20 protein-coding genes are annotated in these 20,948 nt (G+C 49.6%); 12 read left to right on the forward strand and 8 right to left on the reverse strand.

Annotation, left to right across the window (positions count from 1 at the left end):
- Window positions 1-18: 18 nt before the first annotated feature.
- Genes NYE45_RS09260 through NYE45_RS09275 form a run of 4 tightly spaced genes read right to left on the reverse strand, consistent with a single transcriptional unit; the run spans window position 19 to window position 5,148 of the window.
- Window positions 19-1,125, reverse strand: coding sequence for a YheC/YheD family protein (locus NYE45_RS09260; protein WP_062833539.1), 1,107 nt, complete (start codon window positions 1,123-1,125; stop codon window positions 19-21).
- Entirely contained in the window at window positions 1,125-2,498 is a 1,374-nt protein-coding gene (locus NYE45_RS09265) for a YheC/YheD family protein (RefSeq protein WP_062833540.1), read from the reverse strand. The genes NYE45_RS09260 and NYE45_RS09265 overlap by 1 nt, the downstream gene beginning before the upstream one ends.
- A 60-nt stretch (window positions 2,499-2,558) precedes the next feature.
- Window positions 2,559-3,749: a YheC/YheD family protein gene (locus tag NYE45_RS09270; RefSeq protein ID WP_340016460.1), complete on the reverse strand. Its 1,191-nt coding sequence runs from the start codon at window positions 3,747-3,749 to the stop codon at window positions 2,559-2,561.
- A 31-nt stretch (window positions 3,750-3,780) separates the two neighbouring features.
- Window positions 3,781-5,148, reverse strand: coding sequence for a YheC/YheD family protein (locus NYE45_RS09275; protein ID WP_340016461.1), 1,368 nt, complete (start codon window positions 5,146-5,148; stop codon window positions 3,781-3,783).
- 236 nt (window positions 5,149-5,384) lie between these two features.
- Here NYE45_RS09275 and NYE45_RS09280 point away from each other — a divergent pair, with 236 nt between their 5' ends.
- The 3 genes from NYE45_RS09280 (at window position 5,385) to NYE45_RS09290 (ending at window position 7,704) form a co-directional block, all read left to right on the forward strand.
- Entirely contained in the window at window positions 5,385-5,732 is a 348-nt protein-coding gene (locus NYE45_RS09280) for a YlbF family regulator (protein ID WP_340016462.1), read from the forward strand.
- Window positions 5,733-5,831: 99 nt separating this feature from the next.
- Window positions 5,832-6,116: a hypothetical protein gene (locus NYE45_RS09285; RefSeq protein WP_139331819.1), complete on the forward strand. Its 285-nt coding sequence runs from the start codon at window positions 5,832-5,834 to the stop codon at window positions 6,114-6,116.
- 253 nt (window positions 6,117-6,369) lie between these two features.
- The gene (locus tag NYE45_RS09290) at window positions 6,370-7,704 is read left to right on the forward strand and encodes a DRTGG domain-containing protein (protein ID WP_340016463.1); all 1,335 of its coding nucleotides are present in this window, start codon (window positions 6,370-6,372) and stop codon (window positions 7,702-7,704) included.
- A 146-nt stretch (window positions 7,705-7,850) separates the two neighbouring features.
- Here the strand turns inward: NYE45_RS09290 and NYE45_RS09295 are convergent, their stop codons facing one another.
- The 3 genes from NYE45_RS09295 to NYE45_RS09305 all read right to left on the reverse strand — a co-directional run bounded on the left by NYE45_RS09295 (window position 7,851) and on the right by NYE45_RS09305 (window position 9,115).
- Window positions 7,851-8,192, reverse strand: coding sequence for a YtpI family protein (locus tag NYE45_RS09295; protein WP_340016464.1), 342 nt, complete (start codon window positions 8,190-8,192; stop codon window positions 7,851-7,853).
- Window positions 8,193-8,275: 83 nt separating this feature from the next.
- Window positions 8,276-8,764 carry a hypothetical protein gene (locus tag NYE45_RS09300; protein WP_017689500.1) on the reverse strand — a complete coding sequence of 163 codons (489 nt, stop codon included), beginning with the start codon at window positions 8,762-8,764 and terminating at the stop codon, window positions 8,276-8,278.
- A 21-nt stretch (window positions 8,765-8,785) separates the two neighbouring features.
- Window positions 8,786-9,115, reverse strand: a complete 330-nt coding sequence (locus NYE45_RS09305) for a YtrH family sporulation protein (protein WP_026081169.1) — start codon at window positions 9,113-9,115, stop codon at window positions 8,786-8,788.
- A gap of 265 nt (window positions 9,116-9,380) precedes the next feature.
- Here NYE45_RS09305 and NYE45_RS09310 point away from each other — a divergent pair, with 265 nt between their 5' ends.
- The 9 genes from NYE45_RS09310 (at window position 9,381) to NYE45_RS09350 (ending at window position 19,640) form a co-directional block, all read left to right on the forward strand.
- Window positions 9,381-13,460, forward strand: a complete 4,080-nt coding sequence (locus tag NYE45_RS09310) for a DNA polymerase III subunit alpha (protein WP_340016465.1) — start codon at window positions 9,381-9,383, stop codon at window positions 13,458-13,460.
- A gap of 308 nt (window positions 13,461-13,768) precedes the next feature.
- The gene (locus NYE45_RS09315) at window positions 13,769-14,260 is read left to right on the forward strand and encodes a phosphatidylglycerophosphatase A (protein WP_062833545.1); all 492 of its coding nucleotides are present in this window, start codon (window positions 13,769-13,771) and stop codon (window positions 14,258-14,260) included.
- Window positions 14,261-14,542: 282 nt separating this feature from the next.
- On the forward strand, window positions 14,543-14,731 hold the full coding sequence (locus tag NYE45_RS09320) for a hypothetical protein (RefSeq protein ID WP_017689496.1): 189 nt from the start codon (window positions 14,543-14,545) through the stop codon (window positions 14,729-14,731).
- Between the two features lie 207 nt (window positions 14,732-14,938).
- Window positions 14,939-15,073 (forward strand): hypothetical protein, encoded by a 135-nt coding sequence (locus NYE45_RS09325; protein ID WP_268801799.1) that lies wholly within the window; start codon window positions 14,939-14,941, stop codon window positions 15,071-15,073.
- Between the two features lie 63 nt (window positions 15,074-15,136).
- A complete protein-coding gene (gene accD, locus NYE45_RS09330) occupies window positions 15,137-16,030 on the forward strand; it encodes an acetyl-CoA carboxylase, carboxyltransferase subunit beta (RefSeq protein WP_036609844.1) in 894 nt (297 codons plus the stop codon).
- Complete coding sequence (locus NYE45_RS09335) at window positions 16,031-17,062, forward strand: acetyl-CoA carboxylase carboxyltransferase subunit alpha (protein WP_340016466.1); 1,032 nt, start codon at window positions 16,031-16,033, stop codon at window positions 17,060-17,062.
- A 105-nt stretch (window positions 17,063-17,167) separates the two neighbouring features.
- The gene (pyk, locus tag NYE45_RS09340; protein ID WP_062833547.1) at window positions 17,168-18,595 is read left to right on the forward strand and encodes a pyruvate kinase; all 1,428 of its coding nucleotides are present in this window, start codon (window positions 17,168-17,170) and stop codon (window positions 18,593-18,595) included.
- 132 nt (window positions 18,596-18,727) lie between these two features.
- Window positions 18,728-19,234 (forward strand): thioesterase family protein, encoded by a 507-nt coding sequence (locus tag NYE45_RS09345; protein ID WP_340016467.1) that lies wholly within the window; start codon window positions 18,728-18,730, stop codon window positions 19,232-19,234.
- Between the two features lie 7 nt (window positions 19,235-19,241).
- A complete protein-coding gene (locus NYE45_RS09350) occupies window positions 19,242-19,640 on the forward strand; it encodes an FxsA family protein (RefSeq protein ID WP_340016468.1) in 399 nt (132 codons plus the stop codon).
- A 100-nt stretch (window positions 19,641-19,740) separates the two neighbouring features.
- On the opposite strand, the gene ytvI is transcribed toward NYE45_RS09350, so the two are convergent.
- Window positions 19,741-20,859, reverse strand: a complete 1,119-nt coding sequence (gene ytvI / locus NYE45_RS09355) for a sporulation integral membrane protein YtvI (protein WP_062833550.1) — start codon at window positions 20,857-20,859, stop codon at window positions 19,741-19,743.
- Window positions 20,860-20,948 lie beyond the last annotated feature (89 nt).

The raw sequence follows: 20,948 nt of genomic DNA on the forward strand, positions 1-20,948 counted from the left end.
TTGCAGTATTCCTGTCTATCATCGTTTGGACTGACGGGCAAGATAAGCGCTGTAGTGAAATATACGTTCCAGTGACCGCCGCCTGATCTGTGGTTCATCGAACTTCATGGGCTTCGCATTGGCTTCGAAGAACCAGATTTCCCCCAGATCATCAATGCCCAGGTCCATGGACATTTCTCCGAGCGTGTAACCTGACCCTCGTTCAACCTGTCTGGCGATCATCAATGAAGTGGATTTCACACGTTTCATCAGGGTAGTTGTCATTTCTTCGCCGAAAAGTTCGGTCAACAGCTTCTCGGGGTCCTCTACACTTCCTCCTCGCGGCACATGAGTGGTAATGCTGCGGGAGCCAGCAAGTCTCGCACCTACACCGGTTACGCTCCATTGACCCTTGCTGTTCTTTTGTACAAGAACACGCAAATCGAAGGGACGTTTACGAGAGGAGGCCAGTTCAATGCCTTGTTGCATGATATAGGGCGTAAGCCCGGTTTCTTTGCGAATTCGTGCCCATAACTTGGCGAGTGTAGCCGTCTTATAGGTCGTGCTTTTCCGTGTGGTCTGTATTTTAAGCCGATAGGGAAGGCGCTCTTTTTCCTGGAATTTCAGCATCATGATCCCTTTGCCAGCTTTGCCACTCTCGGGCTTGAGGTACAGATAGGGATGTGTCCGCAGAACGGCACCGAGAGAAGAAGCGCTGCGCATCCGCCGAGTATGGGGAATCAGTTGCTGAGTCGATTTGGATTTCTTGAGCCATTCGAACAGGTTCCATTTATTGAAGAAGAATGGGTTATACAGTTCGATTCCCGATTGCATGCATTCGTCAATCTTACGCTGAACGGAAGGTTTTCCTTCGTCTTCCCGGTTGGGAATACGATTGTACAGCACATGGGGAAGGGGGAAAGGCTGTGAAACCCACTTTCCACTCCCCTTGTTGTACGTATATCCTTTCACGGTGGGGCCACTCACGTTCAGATCCCGCACAGTCACAATGTACACCACATATCCCATGCTCTCGCCTGTCTGCAGAATATCCTGAAAATTTTGATGATTCCCCCTGAACATCCGCTGATTATCATGCATGGTCAAAACAGCAATGACAGGTTTGAAATCATCATGAAGGCTCATCAAATGCCTTCCTTCTTCCGGAACTTGCTCAAATACAGGCAGTGTTCCAAAATGTGCTCCACCGACGATTTTCCCTCCACCCGGAGTGAAGGGTGACGGAAAATGGAGCGCCCGGGTTTGGCGTTCGCTTCGAACATCCATACATGTTCCTCCTGATCAATGCCCAGATCAAAGCCAATCTCACCAATCAGATGCTGGTGCTGGGTTTCAATCGCCTGGGCCAGTGTAATAGCGACGGATTTGGCCTGTTGAAGAACTTCTCCCGAACGGTCGCCGAAGTTGCGACTGAGAGCTTGCTCAGGGGTCATTAGGGAGCCACCATTTTTGATGTGTGTTGTGACGCTGCCACGTCCTGCCTTTTTGGCGCCAATTCCGACAACAACCCATTGATTGTTGCCATTTTTGTGCATGTGAAAACGAAAATCAATTGGACATTCATCAATCTCAATCAGTCGTATTCCCTGTTGAACGACATATCCGCGAAGTTGTTTGCCGTGTCTTCCCTGAAGCATGCGCATCAGACTGTTGAAGGACCCGAAGCGCAGGAGAGCATTACCACCTTTTTTGCGATAACGCGCGAAATATCCACGTTTGGGCGAGTAGGTCAGGCGATAGATCCCATTCCCCAGACTTCCGGCAGTAGGCTTATAGTAGACAAACTGATGGCGTTCCAGCATTTCTTTCATCTGTTCCACCGACGGATTGGTAATCGATTCAGGGATATACCGTCCTGCTGTCGGTTCATTTTCCAGCAATGTATAGATATCCGATTTGTTGAAGAAGCTCCAGTTGAAGAATGGAATTTTCCGGCGAATAAATCGCTCCCGCAGTTGGTTAATCGCTGGTGAGAAGTCTGAACGGCGGCTCGGCAACCGGTTGTAAACGACATCGGGCAGGGGGACCGTTCTGCGGGTGAAGCTTCCGTTATCATTCAGAAAAAAACCGGATACCGTCTCGTTCTGCCAATTGATATCCCGGGGAGTAAAGGCATAAATATAGGATTTCCGGCTGCCTTCCCGGAGTAACTGTTTGATGAACCCTGTACGGGAACCGAATGGATTCGTGCTTGTCGAAGGCCCATCGGAGAGTACGCCGATCAGTGGACCTAACTGGACTTCATCATTTTGCAAGTTCCGGAGATAAATACTGCCCCGTTTGGGAACGTTCATCAGATTACGGATACCTGAGGCGAGATAGAGATGTTTACCTGCTTTTTTGATTGGTTTGATCGTCGCAGGCACCCGGTCACGCCCGAAGCGAAGGTTCACCGTTTTTTTGCCGGACAGGTTGAGGCTCTTCATTAAAGCGTTGGATACATAAACCACTTTATCCGGTTGCTTGGTGAAATGCAGATTGCAAAAGGTCAAACTCATGATTTATCCTCCTATCCTGAAAAGATCCTTGTGCTCCATGGCAAGCGGGCGCTGCGGGCCTCAGCCGCCGTGAATCGGGATGGGTTTCAGGCCAGCTTTGCTGGATGTATTCGGCATTTTCATTGGACGAATGATGTCCGTGAGAACATGTTGTTGCAACAGATAACGGGCATAGGCAAGCGGCCGGGTATAAGTCAGGGCATGCATGCGTCGGTCGCCCGCTTCTGCGAATGAGGTACGGCCTGGTTTGGAGTTGACTTCAATTAGCCAGAGTTGACCATTGGTATCTGCTCCAAAATCAAGCCCCAATTCGGCTAGCCTGCCGAAACGACTCTCCAGCAGGGTGGGGATAAGAGCGGCAGTCTGCCGGATGCTCTTCAGCAGAGCTTCCGTGCGGACCGTTCCATATCGCTGGAGCAGATATGCATGGGCGGGATATGCTCTACCGCCTCCGTGAAGATTGGACGTGAGCGAGCCCTCGGGTCCTTCTCGCACCATACATCCTGTCAGCGTCCAGCGACCTTGCCCGTTCTTTTGTATTAGAGCCCGTATGTCGAACGCTCTTCCTTGATGGCTGAGCTCCAGATAGGGCTGCACGATCATCTTGCGCTCAGCCTGAAGTGATGCCAGCCAGGAAGATACGGCCTGAGTGTGATTGAAGGTGATACAAAATTTTTCATTATCCGCGTTACGACCCTCCGCGATCCATGTGGTTGGAGTCGCTCCCCGAGACAGGCGAAAGGTATTCTTGCCATGGGTACCTGATACCGGTTTGAAGAACAGCCCCATGGGCCAACGTTCCAGCCATGTTTCCCAGGGGATATGCAACCCAATCCGAGTTGTCGGTACGAGTTTTTCCCGCAATTCAGGATTTCGGGACAGCACACGGTGCACTTCCCATTTTCCTGGCAGGGAAGCAGACCAATAACGGTGCTGATCTGTGACATTGGTGGATATCCGTTCCTTGAGCTGCTGTCTAACGTTTCTGGGTAGAGGCCGAAGACAACGGTCCATGATGAGGTCGACTGCAGGAACAAGGATCTTCTCCCACTTCCCTTGATGATAGGCATATCCCCATTGAAGAGGAGAATGGGCTGCATCAACCGATATCGGGATCACAATAACCTGAAGGGCATATCGCATACTCCCCAGACTGAGACGACGGCAGAAAAGTTCATCCGTGAAGGGAGGTGAGCCTTCGGTCGCACGTACCAGAATGGCCAGTGTTTTTGTCTGAGCTGATGGAAACATTACGCTGCACCTCTCCTCTAGGAATCACTTTTCAAAACCCGGCCAGGTACGTGGAGTATTCCAGCATGGCTTTGACCGAAGGACGGATCTTGCTCTCACTCAGTGGTGTATTGTCGTTCTTGGATGGTTTCGAGTTGACTTCGAGCAGCCATACACGTCCAGTGGAATCCAGAGCCAGATCAATACCAAGTTCTCCAAAGTGAGCAGGGATGGCACTCTCGATCCCTTTGGCGATATCCAGTGCTGCCGTGTGCAATCCTGCATATGCGGAAGCTTTGGCTGATCCGGACAATTGTGTTTTGGCAACGGCTTCCTTCACGGTGCTGAGACTGCCACCCCGTGCCAGATTCGATACGTAGTGACTTCCGCCCGCAATCCGGGCTACGATGGAGGTTACACTCCATTTTCCGGTACGATTTTTTTGCACGAGCGCACGGAAATCCACGGGTCTGCCACTGTGATCAATGAGAGTCAGCCCTTGTTGGATCTGGTAACGCGTTGTTTTCATTTTCCCAGACATACTGGCATACAGTTTATCCAGAGAAGCATACGTTTGCTTCCGGGTACCCCCGACTCCAGTCGCCAAAGTCAGGAAACTTCCGTCCGTCTGACGTGAGACCCGGATGATGCCTTTGCCCAATGAACCGCGAACTGGCTTCAAAAATACAACCGGATGTCGGTTACACATTGTCTTGAGCATGGAGGAAGTCTTGAGCAAATAGGACTCGGGAAGAACTCGTTTAAGCGTTGAAATGGACTTGAGTGCGTCAAATACTTCGTTTTTGTCCAGAAACTTTTCATTGAAGGTTTGCGTACCGTAGAGCGATTTTACTTCTTTCATAAAATGCTGTACGCTAGGTTTGTTCTCAAGCTTGCGGGACGTTAGCCGGTTATTGACGACGTCTGCTACAGGCAGAACAGTCTTTTTCCAGCCGTCATCATACACCCAGCCTTTCATATAACCCGTTACCGCTCCAATATCCTCCGGTGTGAAAAAGGATACATAGGCGCCCTGCTTACGGCAGGCGTTCACCAGTTCTTGACAGAACATCGTGATGGAGCCAAAGGGCCGATCGGGCTGATCGGGATAATCCTGGCTAACCAGTACACTGATGTAGGGTCCAAGGCGAAGCGTACGGCTGGCTGAACGATAGGATACCCTCAGGACCGAACGCGGAACAAGACCGGTCTTGCTGGCAACCGTCTGATTGATGTGCAGTCCGTCATACCTTGGTACCGGAATGACAGTGACTTCTCGGCGGAAAGAGCCGAATTGCAGCTGAAGCGGCCTTCCTGAAGGGATTTTAAGTGCCTTGAGCACCCCTTCGCCCAGCATGATGACGTCGTCCTGCAGGATGCCCGAGCCGGTAACCTGAATCGTTACTTTTTTAGTGGACATCACGGATCTCCTTCCGGGCGGCAACTTGATGTCTGATCTCGAAGTTGAACGGCATCTGAACATGGCATGTGCTTCATCATATGAGGACATATAACCCTTGGTGATTGACCCATATGGATTAAATGCATTTCATTAGGGGCACGTTATCGAAGGCTTGTTTCAGATCGCCCTTGTTTGACAGGAGAGAAAAGCGTGTATTAACACGGATGAACAAACCAATCTGAGGAGGAATAATAGTGAACATTTATGACAAAGCCAATGATTTGGCCAAAGCACTGAGAGAAAGCAGCGAGGTGGAAGAGATTATTTCCGCGATGAAGCTGATTGAAGCTGATCCGGATGCAAAAGCAATGCTGGATAACTTCCGTGATCAACAAATGGAATTGCAACAACGCATGATGAGCGGGGATATGCCAGCGCCGGATGAGATGGAGAAAATGGAGAAATTGTTTGAAGTACTGAGCTTGAACCTGAACATCCGTCGTTTGTTTGATGCGGAGCGTCGCCTCAGTGTCATCATTGAAGACGTGAACAAAATTATTGCAGACAGCCTGGGTCATCTGTACGGTGGCGCTGAAGCGTAAATGCTTGTCTTGTTTTTTTACCTAAACCTTTCATATTAGCTCCTTATCGTTCATAGACTAGACATATAGAGTCGATCAAGAACGAAGGAGCTGTGAAGGGTGAAGAGGTTGAAAAAAGCAAAACATGTGATCTATCTGCTTATCGCGTTGTCGATGCTGGTCATTGCACTGCCGCGGATTTCCTTTGCTGGAGGAATGGACTGGGTTAATATTTTTGGCATCGTATGGGTGCTGTTCTCTTTATTAATCGTTGGTGCACATCTGCATTTTATTCTCGGTGTGGATGAAGAGAAGAAACGTGCACTGGAAGCCGTTCGCCGGGCGAAGCTGCGGCAGTGGGAGATGAAACTGCTGGACAAGCAAGAGCGGAGCAAGTCTGTATAAGGAATAGAATTACATTCAGTATGCCAGGGCAGGGCCGACAGATTCGGTTCTGTCTCTGGAAAAAAGACCGGATTCCCCTTCATATCAGGGGGTCTGGTCTTTTTGGTACATATAAAGATTAGAGATCAATCGGATGATTGAATTCAAGCGGTGGATTTCCCTATGAGAATGGGGTAGGAGATGGGGTTATTTTCCTAAGGGCGTGTTATAATAGATACAGTATAGTACAGATGCATCTTCGGGGGTGGTACAGATGGACGGACAAGAAGAGAACGTAACGAAGCATGAACAGTTACTTCAACATATTGAACAACTGAAGGTTGGCAGTAAAATATCGGTACGTGGACTTGCGCGGGAGCTGGGCGTAAGTGAAGGGACAGCTTATCGTGCGGTGAAAGAGGCCGAGAACTTTGGGCTGGTCGTGACCAAGGAACGAATTGGGACCGTGCGGATTGAGAAGAGACCTCGGGGCATGTCGGAACAGTTGACCTTCGCGGATGTCGTGACCATTGTGGAGGGGCATGTGTTGGGCGGAAACGAGGGCCTCGCCAAACCGCTGCACAAGTATGTGATCGGTGCGATGAAAGAACAGGCAATGGCCCGTTATATTGACGCTGGAAGTTTGCTGATTGTAGGTAACCGGGAGGATGCTCATTCCCTTGCCCTCGAACAGGGAGCTGGCGTGTTGATTACTGGTGGCTTCGGGACAAGCCGTGAAGTAAGAATTAAGGCTGACGAGCTTGGGCTACCGATTATTTCATCCAGACATGATACATTCACGGTGGCTTCGATGATTAACCGTGCGATCTTCGACCGGCTGATTAAGAAAAAAATTATGCTTGTTGAAGATATCATCGGTCAGAAACCTCGCTTGCAGGTGCTAAAGGTGACCAGTTCAGCCGCAGATTTTCATATGCTGGTGTCGGAGACGGGTGAACACCGCTTCCCAGTCGTAGATGAATGGAACCGGGTCATCGGCATTGTGAGTCTGAAGGATGTCAGTGAGCTTACGGCAGATCAGAGTATTGAGAAATGCGTGATACGCCGCCCGATTACGGCCTCACTGCAGACTTCTCTCGCTTCAGCTGCCCAGATTATGACCTGGGAAGGCATCGACTTTCTGCCGATCGTGGACCGGAACCGCAAACTGATTGCGTCCGTCACACGCAAGGAAGTACTACAGGCCATGCGGGATGCCCAGAAGCAGCCCCAACTGGGAGAGACGTTTGATCATCTGATCTGGAATGGGTTTGCTGAGGAACGCGGAGAACAGAATGAACTGTTATTTCACGGATTCATCATTCCCCAGATGGCAACCGACCTGGGCACGATCTCAGAAGGTGTTTTGTTGAATGTGATGACTCAGGCCGGCAGGAGGGCAGCTTGGGATGTAACAGGGAACGACCATGTGGTGGATAATGTGACAACGTATTTTGTTCGACCGGTACAGATTGAAGACCAGATTTTGGTTCGACCGGTTATTCTGGAAACGAGCCGTCGTACATGCAAGATGGACATTGTAGTTACTCGTGAAGGCAGTGTGGTATGTAAAGCGGTGATGACATTACAATCCATTGATCATGCCTAATCGGGCGAATGATTCCAGGCATAGACAAAGAGAGTACTCCCTGATCGAGAAGCAATGCTGAGTTCCGTTGAAATCGCGGTTCAGGCAACGCTCGATGTAGGGCAGTACTCTCTTTTTTGCAGACCAAACGATAACACTCCAAGATATCATGCAGATTGTCCGGAGGTTTTACCTGATCCATTACTGGACCGTTGTTGAAGCCTGGCATAGTAACTGCGGTTACGTATTCCGGCGAATACATTGTATGCACCCATAATCAGAAATAGCGCTTCCACAATCACAGATAAGGTGGAACCCGTGAAGACAAACATGAGGATTAGCGCAAGCACGATGAGCATGCTACCCATCCAGATATTCGTCCAGGAGCGGTAAAGACCAGCGCTGGCAGCATCCGAGGTTCTGCGTGAACGAATGCTGTTCAGAGCTGCAAAGACCATGACAACGGCAAAGATAGCGATCAGAGCATATTTGAGTACATCAATGAACACAAAGACGCAGCTCCTTTTCTGGAAAGCATTTACTGCCCTTATTGTACCATGCAGAGATGAAGACAAGGGCAGTTTTTTTGCTATTACGCAGGAACATGCATGCGAATCTGTACCCAAACTTGCAGTACGCCTTCCATAACCAGCATGGTCTTGACCTGAACGGTGTACTCCTTCTCCCTGACAGAATACACTTTCTGATTCAACATAATTCGCGTCATTTTGCTGTACTCGTCGATGTTAAATACATCTCTGCCCCGCAGCACCTCAAGTTCGTCCCCGAGCTTCTGTAACATCACTTTCAGAGAAGCTTCGTCCGGGCCTTTATCAGATTCTTCTGCGCGCACCTTGATTTCCTTGATAACGGTTTGGCGTTTACTGTATTTTTTCAGCGTTTTGATATCCTCCTCATTCTGATGCAGCTGAAGCTGCAGCTCCTGATTGTTCAGCCACAACGCATTGTAACTCAGGTGAAATACACCGTTGTAGACGACACATCCAGCGATCATTCCCAGAACAAATACAGCGGTCATTCGCATCAGCGGGCGGTAACGGGAGAATGGCGGAATCCTCATGAACGCTGTTCCTGTCTCATATTAGCTCCGACCTCCGCCGCACACCCATTTCACTAATTCGGTTCCCATATGCGCGCCCATAAAAGCAGAGATCAGATACAGGATTTGTTTGACCGCCGGAGACAGATTGCCATCCAGGAAATTGCTCTCGATGACACGCATGGGATCGATGGTTCCACCGACAGCAGCTGCGAGGGCCCATATCTTTATTTTTCCGGAAATATCGAGCATCGTCTGTGTCGGAGGCTGAAGCGAGATCACCGCTCCAATACCTCCGATCATCGCGCCGCCCAGCACGATCCCAAACGCAATAAAGAAATCAAGAATGGCTTTGGACAAAAATGTGCTCATTGGCAACACCCCTTTCAGACCCAGCAGCACACCTCCTGTCTTTGGTCTGTCACAGGGGGAGCGGCTTGTACTTCTATTGTATGGGCGTGCCCCCGAACGTTATGATAAAATAGAATAATAAAGTCTCCTTTTAAGAGGTTGTCACGAATTTTAATAGGTGATTCCATTTTTTTATTTATTTAATTCATATATATGAGAAAGATAGGGCAGCAGACGGATCAGAAGATCGATGCTGTGACTATCTGCGGCGAAAGGAAGAAAAAACATGAGTTCTTTTGTGCATTTGCACGTTCACAGCGAATACAGTTTGCTGGACGGCGCTGCGCGTATTCCGGATCTCGTGGGTAAGGCTGCAGATCTTGGAATGACAACACTGGCGCTGACCGACCATGGCGTGATGTATGGTGCAATTCCTTTTTATAAAGCATGTATGGAGCGAGGCATCAAGCCGATTATTGGTTGCGAGGCATACATGACAGCAGGGTCCCGCAAAGAGCGGGGAAGCCGCAAGGATCAACCGATTCATCATTTGATTTTGCTGGCCAAAAATATGACGGGTTACCGTAATCTGATGAAATTGTGCTCGATTGGACATCTCGAAGGTTTTCATTACAAACCACGTGTAGATATGGAAAGTCTGGCTGCCCATCACGAGGGCATAATCTGCCTCAGTGCGTGTCTCGGCGGGGAAGTACCACAGCATCTGCTGCATGGACGAGAAGAAGAGGCAAGACGTGCGGCGTTACGCTATAAAAATATTTTTGGTGCCGACTTCTATCTGGAACTTCAGGATCATGGGCTTTCCGAGCAAAAAAGGGTAAATCCGCAGTTGATCAAACTGGCTGCTGAACTTGAGATTCCACTTGTAGCGACCAATGATGCGCATTACCTGTCGGAAGAGGATGCTGAACTTCAGGATGTGCTGATCTGTATCGGAACGGGCAAGACCGTGGATGATGAGAGTCGGCTTCGGATCGGAACCAATCAGCTCTATCTGAAAAGTGAAGAAGAGATGGCTCGCTTGTTTCCTCATGTACCGGAAGCTTTGGCGAACACCGTCCGCATTGCGGAGTCCTGTGAATTGGAGCTGGAATTCGGCAAATCGATTTTGCCGGAGTACAGACCGCTTCCTGATGGGCTCAGCCCTTCGGCGTATCTGCGTCAGCTGTGCGAAGAAGGAATGAAGGAGCGTTACGCGCAGTCCACACGCTGGACAGACGCGGAGCTTCGATCCGAACTTGAACAACGACTGGCGTATGAACTGGGTGTAATCGACAGCATGGGGTTCTCGGATTATTTCCTGATTGTCTGGGATTTTATCGCCTATGCGCATAAGCAAGGGATTGTTACTGGACCAGGCCGGGGCTCCTCGGCAGGTAGTTTGGTAGCTTACACTTTGCACATTACCGATGTTGATCCGATGAAATACAACCTGCTCTTCGAACGATTCCTGAATCCCGAGCGGATCTCGATGCCGGATATTGATATTGACTTCAGCGATGAGCGGCGGGATGAAGTCATTGATTATGTGGCGCATAAATATGGCAAAGCCCATGTCGCCCAGATTATTACGTTTGGAACGATGGCTGCCCGAGCAGCCGTACGTGATGTGGGGCGGGCATTGAATGTGCCTTATGGCGAAGTGGACAAGGCTGCGAAGCTTATTCCAGCGCAGCTCGGCATTAACATCGAGCGGGCCATGGAAGCTACACCTGAACTGAAGGCGCTGTATGAGACCAAACCGAAAACGCGTGAACTGCTGGATATGGCCATGAAGGTCGAGGGCATGCCACGTCATGCTTCGACGCATGCTGCGGGAGTGGTCATCTCCCGTGATCCGCTGACCGATGCGGTGCCGCTTCAAGAAGGCAGTGAAGGGACCGCGTTAACCCAGTATTCGATGGAAAACCTGGAGTCAATAGGGTTGCTCAAGATGGACTTTTTGGGTCTGCGTACTCTCTCAATCATTGAGCGTTGTGTGCGCTGGATTGGGGAACATGGAGAAATTCCGGATTTCCGCCTTATCCCCGATGATGATGCGTTAACGTACGAGATGCTTGGGCGAGGCGATACGATGGGCATATTCCAACTGGAATCTGCCGGGGTACGCCGTGTGCTGAAAGAATTGAAGCCAAGTGTATTTGAAGATGTAATCTCTGTACTTGCCTTGTATCGTCCAGGTCCAATGGAGTTCATATCCAAATACATTCAGGGCAAGCATGGACAGATCGAAGTGGATTATCCCCATGTGGATTTGGAGCCTATCCTGAAAGATACGTACGGGATCATTGTATATCAGGAGCAGATCATGCAGATTGCCTCCCGGATGGCGGGTTTCTCGCTGGGGGAAGCAGATTTGCTTCGCAGAGCGGTCTCCAAGAAGAAGCGGGAAGTGCTGGATCTCGAGCGTGGACACTTTGTACAGGGTAGTCTGAAACAAGGGTATAGCGAAGAAGAGGCAGACCTGGTCTATGATATGATCGTCAAGTTTGCCAATTATGGCTTCCCGCGTGCTCATGCCGCGGCATATGGTGTGCTCGCGTTCCAGACGGCCTATCTAAAGGCACATTATCCGGTTCATTTTATGGCGTCCATGCTGACAGCTGTGATGGGTAGTCATCGTAAAGTGGCAGAGTACGTGGTGGAATGTCGGCGTATGGACATGGAGGTGCTTCCGCCGGATGTGAATGAGAGCGGTATTCTGTTTACGCCTGTATTTGTGCCGTCCGGCAGTGAAAAAACTGAGGATCAGGATTCATCCAGACAGACTGCGGAAGCGGATGCAGAGCGTGACACCGGAAGTCCTGTCGAAGAACATGCCGCGAACGGTAACGGAAGTTCTTTCGATGAACATCCCGTTCATGAGCATGATGGGTATTCGGGACAAGCCGAATATGGTGAAGCACCTCTGCCAGATGATCCCGGTCCTGGGCCGGAAGAGGACAGTGGCGGATATGAGTGGCAAGCAGCGACATCCATGCCTGAGGCATCGGACAACCGGAAGGAACCGGGATTGGTGACGGCTGCTTCAACGGAAAATGGCAATGACCAGGGGCAAGAAGCGTCTTCTTCGCACGCGGATGATAAAAAATTAACGGGTGCAATACGATTTGGTCTGGCTGCTGTGAAAAATGTCGGTACCCAGGCGATGGAAAGCATCATGATCGTAAGACAGGAGAGACCGTTCGACAGCCTACTCGATTTTTGTCGTCGTGTGGACTTGCGTGTATGCAACAAACGTGTGATTGAATCGTTGATTCAGGCAGGCGCTTTTGACACCTTGCCTGGACACCGGGCCCAATTGCTCGCGATGCTGGATGAGACGGTAGAGGCAGCGCTGAAATGGCGCAAGGAGCGCGAGGATCTGCAGATTCAATTGTTCGACTTCGTGGAGACGCCGAACTGGGAGATCGAATATCCGGAAATCCCCCCTTATTCTTCAGGGCAGCAACTGGAGCTGGAGCGTGAGTTGTTAGGCTTGTATCTTTCCGGGCATCCGCTGGATGACTATGAAGATGTGCTGGAATCGAGTGGAGCTGACCGGATCATGGAGCTGACGGAGGCGGCTGACGATACGATGACCGTCGCCGCGGGAATGGTCGTGTCCGTGAAGTCGATTACGACGAAACAGGGCAAGGCTATGGCGTTCATGGAGCTGGAAGACCAGATTGAACGCTGCGAAGTGGTTCTCTTTCCCGAAGTATGGCGGCGTTGCCAGCAGCATGTCGGGAAAGGTGAACTGCTCGTCGTGCGTGCCAAAGTGCAGCAGCAGGACGAAGGGGTTAAGCTGCTGGCTGAGGAAGTGGCGCCGTTGTCACCGGCGGCACTGGAACAGCAGCTGCGCAGCCGTGACCGGCGCGGCAAGCCCGGCAGCGGCAGCTCTTCGCGCCCGGCGCAGGCGGCTTCGCCGCGGCGGCCAGCGGGCGCAGGAGCCGAAGCGCAGCGCAGCAGCGCAGGCGGGGAGGCTTCCGCTGTGCGTAGCAGCGGGAGCCAAGGCTCTGCAGCGACGCGCAGCGATGCGGCGGGCACGGGCGCAGCCACGGCAGTGGCTTCCCGGGCCGGCGGTGCCGCAGAGGCGGCTGGCAGCCCGGAGCAGAGCCGCGGAGCGCGGGCGGTGGAGCAGCGGGTGTTCGTGAAGATCGCCCCGCATGCGGAGAAGCCTGAGCTTCTGGCACGTCTGAAGCAGCTGCTTCAGGAGCATCCCGGACCTGTAGCGACGGTGCTCTTCTATGAGCAGCAACAGAAGCTGCTTGCGCTGAGCGATGCCTATCGGATTAAGCCATCACCAGCCCTGTTCTCCGATATGGAGAAGATGCTGGGTGAAGGCACGGTCAAAATTAAATAAGAGGCTGTCCCGCAAGTGATAGCTCTTATTCCCATAATATGAAACCTGTTCGGCTAAATGCTGAACAGGTTTTTTCGGTTATTATTTTTAGCGCGGTTTATTGACGACAGGATTTAAATAAACGAATTGAAGATCAGTTATAGGCCAGCTGCAGACCAGAGCGGAATGTACAATCCTGCAACATGTCCATAGTGTTAATGGTCTCAACCATCCGCACATTTTATGAACATTTTAACAGGTTGCTGCATACACTTGAGAACACCGAAGGACCTCGCGGTCCTCGGGGGATTGATGCGGGAGGTCGAGATATGTCATATGAAATCGTAGAAGCCATGCTGGCCCGGCGGGGTGTACGGATTGATGCAATCGCAGCAATTGTATACCGTCTGCAAAAAGGGTACCACCCCGAACTGACCTTGGACGACTGTGTAACCAGCGTGAAATCCGTTCTGCAGAAACGAGAGGTGCAATATACGCTCTATACCGGTATTGCTCTCGACGAACTTGCGGAGAAAAAACTCTTGCCCCAACCGTTACAGGCTATTATGGAAGCGGATGAATCCCTGTATGGAGTGGACGAGACTCTGGCCCTCGGCATTACTCATGTGTATGGTATGATCGGTTTAACCAGCTTTGGTTATCTCGATAAAGAAAAAATAGGTGTTATTCATGATTTGAACGAACATGCAACAGCCATTCATGTCTTTTTGGATGATCTGGTCGCAGGGGTGGCGGCTGCCGCATCTGCCCGGATTGCACACAAAAATATTAAAGCCAAAAAATACCCCTCAGACCTGTAACCCCCTGCATTTCCATGCTTATATGCTGTTGTCACTCCAATGGCTCATATGAAGTCATCAAGGGCGGCTGAGGCTGCCCTGATAGGCTTGATACCGCTTATCGGAGGGGATGAACAAGAAGATTTCGTCAACCATATGAGTTATTCGTGGGGGACAAACGTCCCTCATGATCCCGAATTCTCCCCAAAGGTCCCGAACCCTTTCTTGCAGAAAAAAAGTGAGGTATGTTATCATTAGTCCAATATACGGGCTCTGAACATTAGCTTAGGGGGCGGACAAGGCATGTGGACGGTGATTTACATTGCGCCGACAGCAAAGGTTGCGGACAAGATCAAGACCAAGCTTTCGGAAGAAGGTTTTCTGGTACAGACCCGTCCCATCAGTTTATCCAAGCAGCAATTTGAGATTCGCGTCCCTTCTGGGGAATTGGAAGAGGTCCAGGAAGTGCTGAATTCCATTCTGCATTCCTGATTCGTTCGACATCGACGTGCCTTGGCAGATGAAGAAGTACCATCGGTACATAAGGGACTAATCGCGTAAGCGGAGAGAGGAATCGACTTGCATGTATTGTATGCTGCTGTCCTTCCTTCTTTTTTTGTTAGGACAAGGACCGACCTGGTTGCTCCCGGAGACCCTACCAAGATAGATTCAAACATCGGCGCAACAATCTTTCGGTTATTGCAGGTAACATCAATCGTGCTGACAGAAGCCGCTGATCCTTGCCCTGTACCGGCGGATTTTTTTGTTGTGAATGCTGGACAAGGCCCATGGCAGCGTGTGGGTCGTAAGCGGTTTACCGTAGCACGCGGATGAAGCTGCCACAAGCAGCGAACTGCAGGTTGCGGCCATCAAATCAACGGCTGGAGAGGTGTAGTTGTGTTCAAAGATATATTCCAGAAGAAACGGAAGTACGCTACCATACCTTCCGAGCGTGCACTTCCCGGCGAAGGCCAGGAAGTCCTAGAACGCCCAAAACGTGAAATACCTGAAGGGCTTATGAACAAGTGCAGCAAATGCGGCACCATTCAATATAGCAAGGAATTGGAGAAAAATCTGAAAGTATGTCCTGCTTGCGGTTACCATATGCGCCTTAACGCTATGGAGCGCATTGCTATGGTACTTGATGATCAAGGGTTTGTTGAGTTTGACGCTGATATGATATCGGTTGACCCACTTGGCTTTCCTGGATATAGCAACAAACTGGAACAACAGCGCCTGAAATCGGGTCTGAAAGAAGCGGTAATTACGGGGGAAGGAACCATTGATGGCCTGCCTGTAGTTGTCGCTGTCATGAGTTTTGATTTCTTCACGGGCAGTATGGGTTCGGTTGTAGGGGAGAAAATCACCCGTGCCATTGAGCATGCAACGGAGAAACGCCTGCCATTGATCATTTTCTCCACATCAGGTGGTGCCCGGATGCAGGAGAGTATTCTCAGTCTTATGCAAATGGCCAAAACAAGCGCAGCTTTATCCCGTTTGGATGAACAGGGCGGGCTGTACATTTCGGTCATTACGGACCCAACGACAGGTGGAGTCTCGGCAAGTTTTGCGAGCCTTGGCGATATTAACATTGCCGAACCTGGCGCTGTATTTGGTTTTGCCGGCAGAATCGTTATCGAACAGACGATCCGTCAGAAGTTACCTGATGATTTCCAGACGGCTGAATTTAATATGCAACACGGTCAGTTGGACATGGTTGTGCACCGGAAAGAACTTCGGGCCACTCTTGGCAAGCTTTTGGATATGCATAGTGAAAAAGGAGGGGTCTAAATGGCGGGTGAGTTGCCATATGAAGCGCCTCTGATTGAGATGCGCAAAAAGATTGATGAACTCGTACAGTTTGGACAGGAAAAAGGCATCGACTTCACGGACGAGATTGCCCGCCTGGAAGAACGTTACCATAGACTTGAAGAAGAGATCTACACGGGCATAACGGCAGCTCAGAAGATGCATCTGGCGCGTCATCAGCAGCGTCCAACTGCGCTGGATCTGATCCAGCTGATATTTACAGACTTCATTGAGCTGCACGGCGACCGCATGTTCGGAGACGATCTTGCGGTTGTTGGTGGGCTTGCCAAGTTGAATGGAAAGACAGTAACGGTAATTGGACAACAGCGGGGGAAAGATACGAAGGATAATATCGCCCGCTTTTTCGGGAGCGCTCATCCGGAAGGTTTCCGAAAAGGGCTGCGTCTGATGAAACAAGCGAACAAATTTGGCCGCCCTATTATTACGTTTATTGATACTAAAGGGGCGTATCCGGGTAATACTGCAGAAGAGAGAGGTCAATCGGAAGCTATTGCTCGCAACCTGATGGAAATGGCGAAGCTTTCGGTCCCTGTTATTGTTGTGGTCATCGGCGAAGGTGGAAGCGGCGGTGCCCTCGCTATGGCTGTGGGTAATCGTGTGTTGATGCTGGAACATGCGATCTATTCTGCGATCTCTCCGAACGGGGCTGCTTCGATTCTCTGGAAGGATGCATCCAAGGCAGATCAGGCGGCTGAAGCGATGAAAATAACAGCCAAAGACCTCCTGGAGATGGAAGTCATTGAAGATATCATCCCTGAGCCACGCGGCGGTGCTCATCGGGATTATGAAGCGTCTGCTGCTTTCATCAGCGAAGCTTTGGTCCGTCATCTCGACGAGATGAAGGGTTGGAGCGGAGATCAGCTGAAACAGGATCGTTATGAGAAATTCCGTAAAATTGGATCGGTCACGTTTGAACCTCAAGCACCCATTGAAGCCCCTCAAGAGCCTGTAGAAGTCGATGTGGCGAGTAATTTGTCGGGAAATGCTGAATAATGTGACGAATTTCCTATACAAATGAGCAAAAGTATAGTAAATTTAATAGTTGGAAAAAGAAAAATAGATAAAGAGATATACCTTTAAAATCGGAGGAAACCCAAAATGCGCAAAACGAAAATTGTATGTACCATTGGTCCATCCAGTGAATCTCTGGAGAATACCAAAAAATTGATTATGGCCGGTATGAATGTGGCCCGTCTGAACTTCTCCCACGGTGATTTCGATGAGCACGGCGGACGGATCATTGCGATTCGCCAAGCATGCGAAGAGTTGAACAAAACAGTAGCGATCCTGCTGGACACCAAAGGACCGGAAATTCGGACAGGTAAACTCGAAGTTGAGCCGATTGAATTGGTTCAAGACGAGTACATCACTTTGACAACAGAAGAAATTCTGGGCACCAAAGAACGTCTTTCCATTACGTATACAGATCTTCCGAATGATGTTGAACCGGGATCTACAATTCTGATCGACGACGGTCTGATCGGACTGACTGTGGTGGAAGTGCAAGGCACCGAGATCAAATGCCGTATCGTTAACGGCGGATCGATCAAAAGCAAAAAAGGTGTTAACGTTCCGGGCGTTGCCATTTCTCTGCCGGGTATCACTGAAAAAGACGCTAACGATATCGTATTTGGTATTGAGCAAGGTGTCGACTTCATCGCGGCTTCTTTTGTTCGTAAAGCGAGTGACGTACTTGAGATTCGTGAATTGCTTGAGAAACACAATGCTGGACATATCCAAATCATCTCCAAAATCGAAAACCAACAAGGTGTCGACAACCTCGATGAAATCCTTGAAGTATCTGACGGCCTGATGGTTGCTCGTGGAGACCTGGGTGTTGAGATTCCTGCGGAAGAAGTACCATTGGTACAAAAACGCATGATCGAAAAATGTAATGTTGCGGGTAAACCGGTTATCACAGCTACACAAATGCTGGATTCCATGCAGCGTAACCCGCGTCCAACACGTGCGGAAGCAAGTGACGTGGCGAATGCGATCTTCGACGGTACGGACGCTATCATGTTGTCTGGTGAGACAGCTGCGGGTAAATACCCAGTTGAATCCGTTCTGACTATGTCCCGTATTGCTGAAAAAGCAGAATCTGCTCTGCCTTACCAAGAGCTGTATCTGAAACAACGTGTTGCTCAACAAACAACCGTTACAGAAGCAATCAGCCAATCGGTTGCCCTCTCAGCTCAAGATTTGAACGCAAAAGCGATCATTACTTCTACTGAATCAGGACACACTGCACGCATGATTTCCAAGTATCGTCCAGAATCTCCAATCATCGCTGTGACAACGGAAGATAGAACTTCCCGTCGTTTGGCTCTGGCTTGGGGTGTAACTCCTGTCAAAGGAAGACTGGTTGATTCCACGGATGCTTTGTTCGAAAATGCAATTGAAGGCGGCGTAAAATCCGGACTTGTTAAAGAAGGAGACCTGGTTGTGATCACAGCTGGTGTACCTTTGGGACGTTCCGGTTCTACCAACCTGATTAAAGTAAGCCAAATTCCAAACAACGCTTAATTGCGTTTTTGGATGGAGAAGCAACAGGAAAGAAGCAATGGGGCGTTAATGTCCCGTTGCTTTTTTTCCATCTTAATGACACTTTACAGCGATGTAACACGTATGAATGGTAGAGCGAAGGAGGCCGATAACATGCAGGAACAGATCAACGGTAGCTGGTATGCGGCACGTCTTCGTGTGCGCTATCAAGAAAGTGACCAGATGGGCGTGGTCTATCACGCGAACTATTTGAACTGGTTTGAAATCGGTCGCACTGAGATGATTCGCCAAATGGGGTATACATATCGTAAAATGGAGGAACAGGGGTTACTGCTTCCCGTAACCGGACTGGATGTGAAGTATCACAAACCTGCCCGATATGATGATGAGATTATCATTTTCACCCGTATTGCTGCATTTAGCGGTCTGCGACTGAACTATGATTATGACATAAGGCGCATGTCTGAAGAACCTGATGAGCATATGGCGATTGGAGAACGGGTATGGTCAGCTGATGAATCACTCCCCGGTGAACGGCTGGTTACAGGCTCTACCCAGCATGTATGGGTGAATGGGGACTGGAAGCCGGTTCGGCTGGATAAGGCAGCCTCTGAGCTATACAGCGCGCTTGAAAAGGTGTGGCTTTCGGGAAAGGGGTAATACGTCAATGCGAAGATGGATGTGGGCTTTACTATTAATCATTCCGGTGATTGAATTATTTGGTTTCATTCTGATGAGTGACTGGATTGGAGCCGGAAAGACATTGCTTCTCATGATCCTCACGTCCTTGATTGGTATAGCAATGTTGCAGTTTGAAGGGCGAAAAGTACTTGTGGACGCCAAATCCGAGATGGAACGTGGTAAGGTACCTGGAAGAAAAATGGTCGATGGTCTTTTTATTTTTGTCGGTGGTTTCTTGCTTTTGATTCCAGGCTTTGTCACGGATCTGATCGGGTTTACACTGGTGTTTCCGTTAACACGTCCGGTATACCGTCTGTTCTTCCTGGGATGGTTGGAGAAAAAAATGAAAAGTGGCAACATCACGTTTTATCGTCGTCCGAAATGAATGAAACACGAGTTGTTATGCAAAAAGGCTCCGCTCAGCAGATGATTTCTGTTGAACGAAGCCTTTTTTTATTTGTCCTGCGTGCTCATAAGGTCATGCTTCATCGGACACGTCCGTTGATGATATATGTTCTGAGGTCGCGTAACACGTTAGCCCGATTGAACGCATCGAGAATGACCAGACTGACAGGACCAATAATCAAGCCCAGTACACCGAATAGCTTCAATCCTACGAACATACCAACCAGCGTGGCGAGCGGGTCGAGTCCTACACTGCTGGCAAGTACCTTCGGTTCAATAATCTGACGGGCGATCAGCAAAATAAGATAGATAACACTAATCCCAATCCCCAGATACAGATCCCCATTCATAAACAGATATGCTGCCCAAGGCACCATGACCAGACCGACACCCAGATAAGGAAGCAGATCGACCAAACCAATCATCAGAGCGATGGTGAAGGCTGAATTGACTTGCAATATAAGCAGTCCAATCATGACGAATAGTGCTGTAATCGAGATCATGATCAACTGCGCTCTTGCGTATCCGAACAGTGCCTTCTTAAGGTCAGTCCATATGTCGGATATCGGCTTGCGAATGGAAGAGGGTACCCAACCTGAGACGGTGATGCTGTGTCGGGTCCAACTTTTGCTAATGAAGAACGTAGACAACAGAACAACGATTAATACCGCTCCCATGTTAGGCAGGGAAGTCAGCAGACTCAGAATCATGTTGAAAAATCCGGTGACCAGATCTGTCACGGCTGTACCCACCGTTTCAGTTGTTTTGCTAATATTGCTGTTGATGGTTTCCTGGTAGTTAGGATTTTCCTTGTAAAACTCATTGATCTGCGCAATCAAGCTCTGAATCGTGTCATTCTGAGTCCAGCGCACAAACGTGTCTTTGATCTCATCAACGTGGAGATCGAAACTTGTCGTCAGTGAAATGACTTCTTTCACCATCCGGGTAATAGCCGCAGACAGTACCACCGCAATGGCTCCAAAATAAAGGATCAATGAAAGAGTCACAGCCAGCCAGCGGGGAAATCGTGCTCGATGCTGAAGCAGCTTCACCAATGGATTCATGGCATAGGCGATAATCCAAGCGATCGCAAAAGGGTATAAGAGCGGAAACAGCAAGTATATGGCAACGGCGATCAGAACGGTCGCAATAATCACCCATAAGCCGCGGAGCAGACGTTTCATTATAATTCTATCCAAGCATCAACTCTCCTTATTTCAATTAAGCCAACCTATGTATGATGCACGAAGCAGTATTAGAAATAGATGGCTATCTTAATTAATATAGA

Origin of the sequence: Paenibacillus sp. FSL K6-1318 (assembly GCF_037976905.1) — a bacterium.
Classification (GTDB): Bacteria; Bacillota; Bacilli; order Paenibacillales; family Paenibacillaceae; genus Paenibacillus; species Paenibacillus amylolyticus_A.

Excerpts from the sequence above, each read along its gene's own strand:
- NYE45_RS09260 (WP_062833539.1), bottom strand. The coding sequence starts at position 1,125 with ATGAGCCTTCATGATGATTTCAAACCTGTCATTGCTGTTTTGACCATG.
- NYE45_RS09265 (WP_062833540.1), bottom strand. The coding sequence starts at position 2,498 with ATGAGTTTGACCTTTTGCAATCTGCATTTCACCAAGCAACCGGATAAA.
- NYE45_RS09270 (WP_340016460.1), bottom strand. The coding sequence starts at position 3,749 with ATGTTTCCATCAGCTCAGACAAAAACACTGGCCATTCTGGTACGTGCG.
- NYE45_RS09275 (WP_340016461.1), bottom strand. The coding sequence starts at position 5,148 with ATGTCCACTAAAAAAGTAACGATTCAGGTTACCGGCTCGGGCATCCTG.
- NYE45_RS09290 (WP_340016463.1), top strand. The coding sequence starts at position 6,370 with ATGGACGGACAAGAAGAGAACGTAACGAAGCATGAACAGTTACTTCAA.
- NYE45_RS09300 (WP_017689500.1), bottom strand. The coding sequence starts at position 8,764 with ATGAGGATTCCGCCATTCTCCCGTTACCGCCCGCTGATGCGAATGACC.
- NYE45_RS09305 (WP_026081169.1), bottom strand. The coding sequence starts at position 9,115 with ATGAGCACATTTTTGTCCAAAGCCATTCTTGATTTCTTTATTGCGTTT.
- NYE45_RS09310 (WP_340016465.1), top strand. The coding sequence starts at position 9,381 with ATGAGTTCTTTTGTGCATTTGCACGTTCACAGCGAATACAGTTTGCTG.
- NYE45_RS09315 (WP_062833545.1), top strand. The coding sequence starts at position 13,769 with ATGTCATATGAAATCGTAGAAGCCATGCTGGCCCGGCGGGGTGTACGG.
- NYE45_RS09320 (WP_017689496.1), top strand. The coding sequence starts at position 14,543 with ATGTGGACGGTGATTTACATTGCGCCGACAGCAAAGGTTGCGGACAAG.
- NYE45_RS09335 (WP_340016466.1), top strand. The coding sequence starts at position 16,031 with ATGGCGGGTGAGTTGCCATATGAAGCGCCTCTGATTGAGATGCGCAAA.
- pyk (WP_062833547.1), top strand. The coding sequence starts at position 17,168 with ATGCGCAAAACGAAAATTGTATGTACCATTGGTCCATCCAGTGAATCT.
- NYE45_RS09345 (WP_340016467.1), top strand. The coding sequence starts at position 18,728 with ATGCAGGAACAGATCAACGGTAGCTGGTATGCGGCACGTCTTCGTGTG.
- NYE45_RS09350 (WP_340016468.1), top strand. The coding sequence starts at position 19,242 with ATGCGAAGATGGATGTGGGCTTTACTATTAATCATTCCGGTGATTGAA.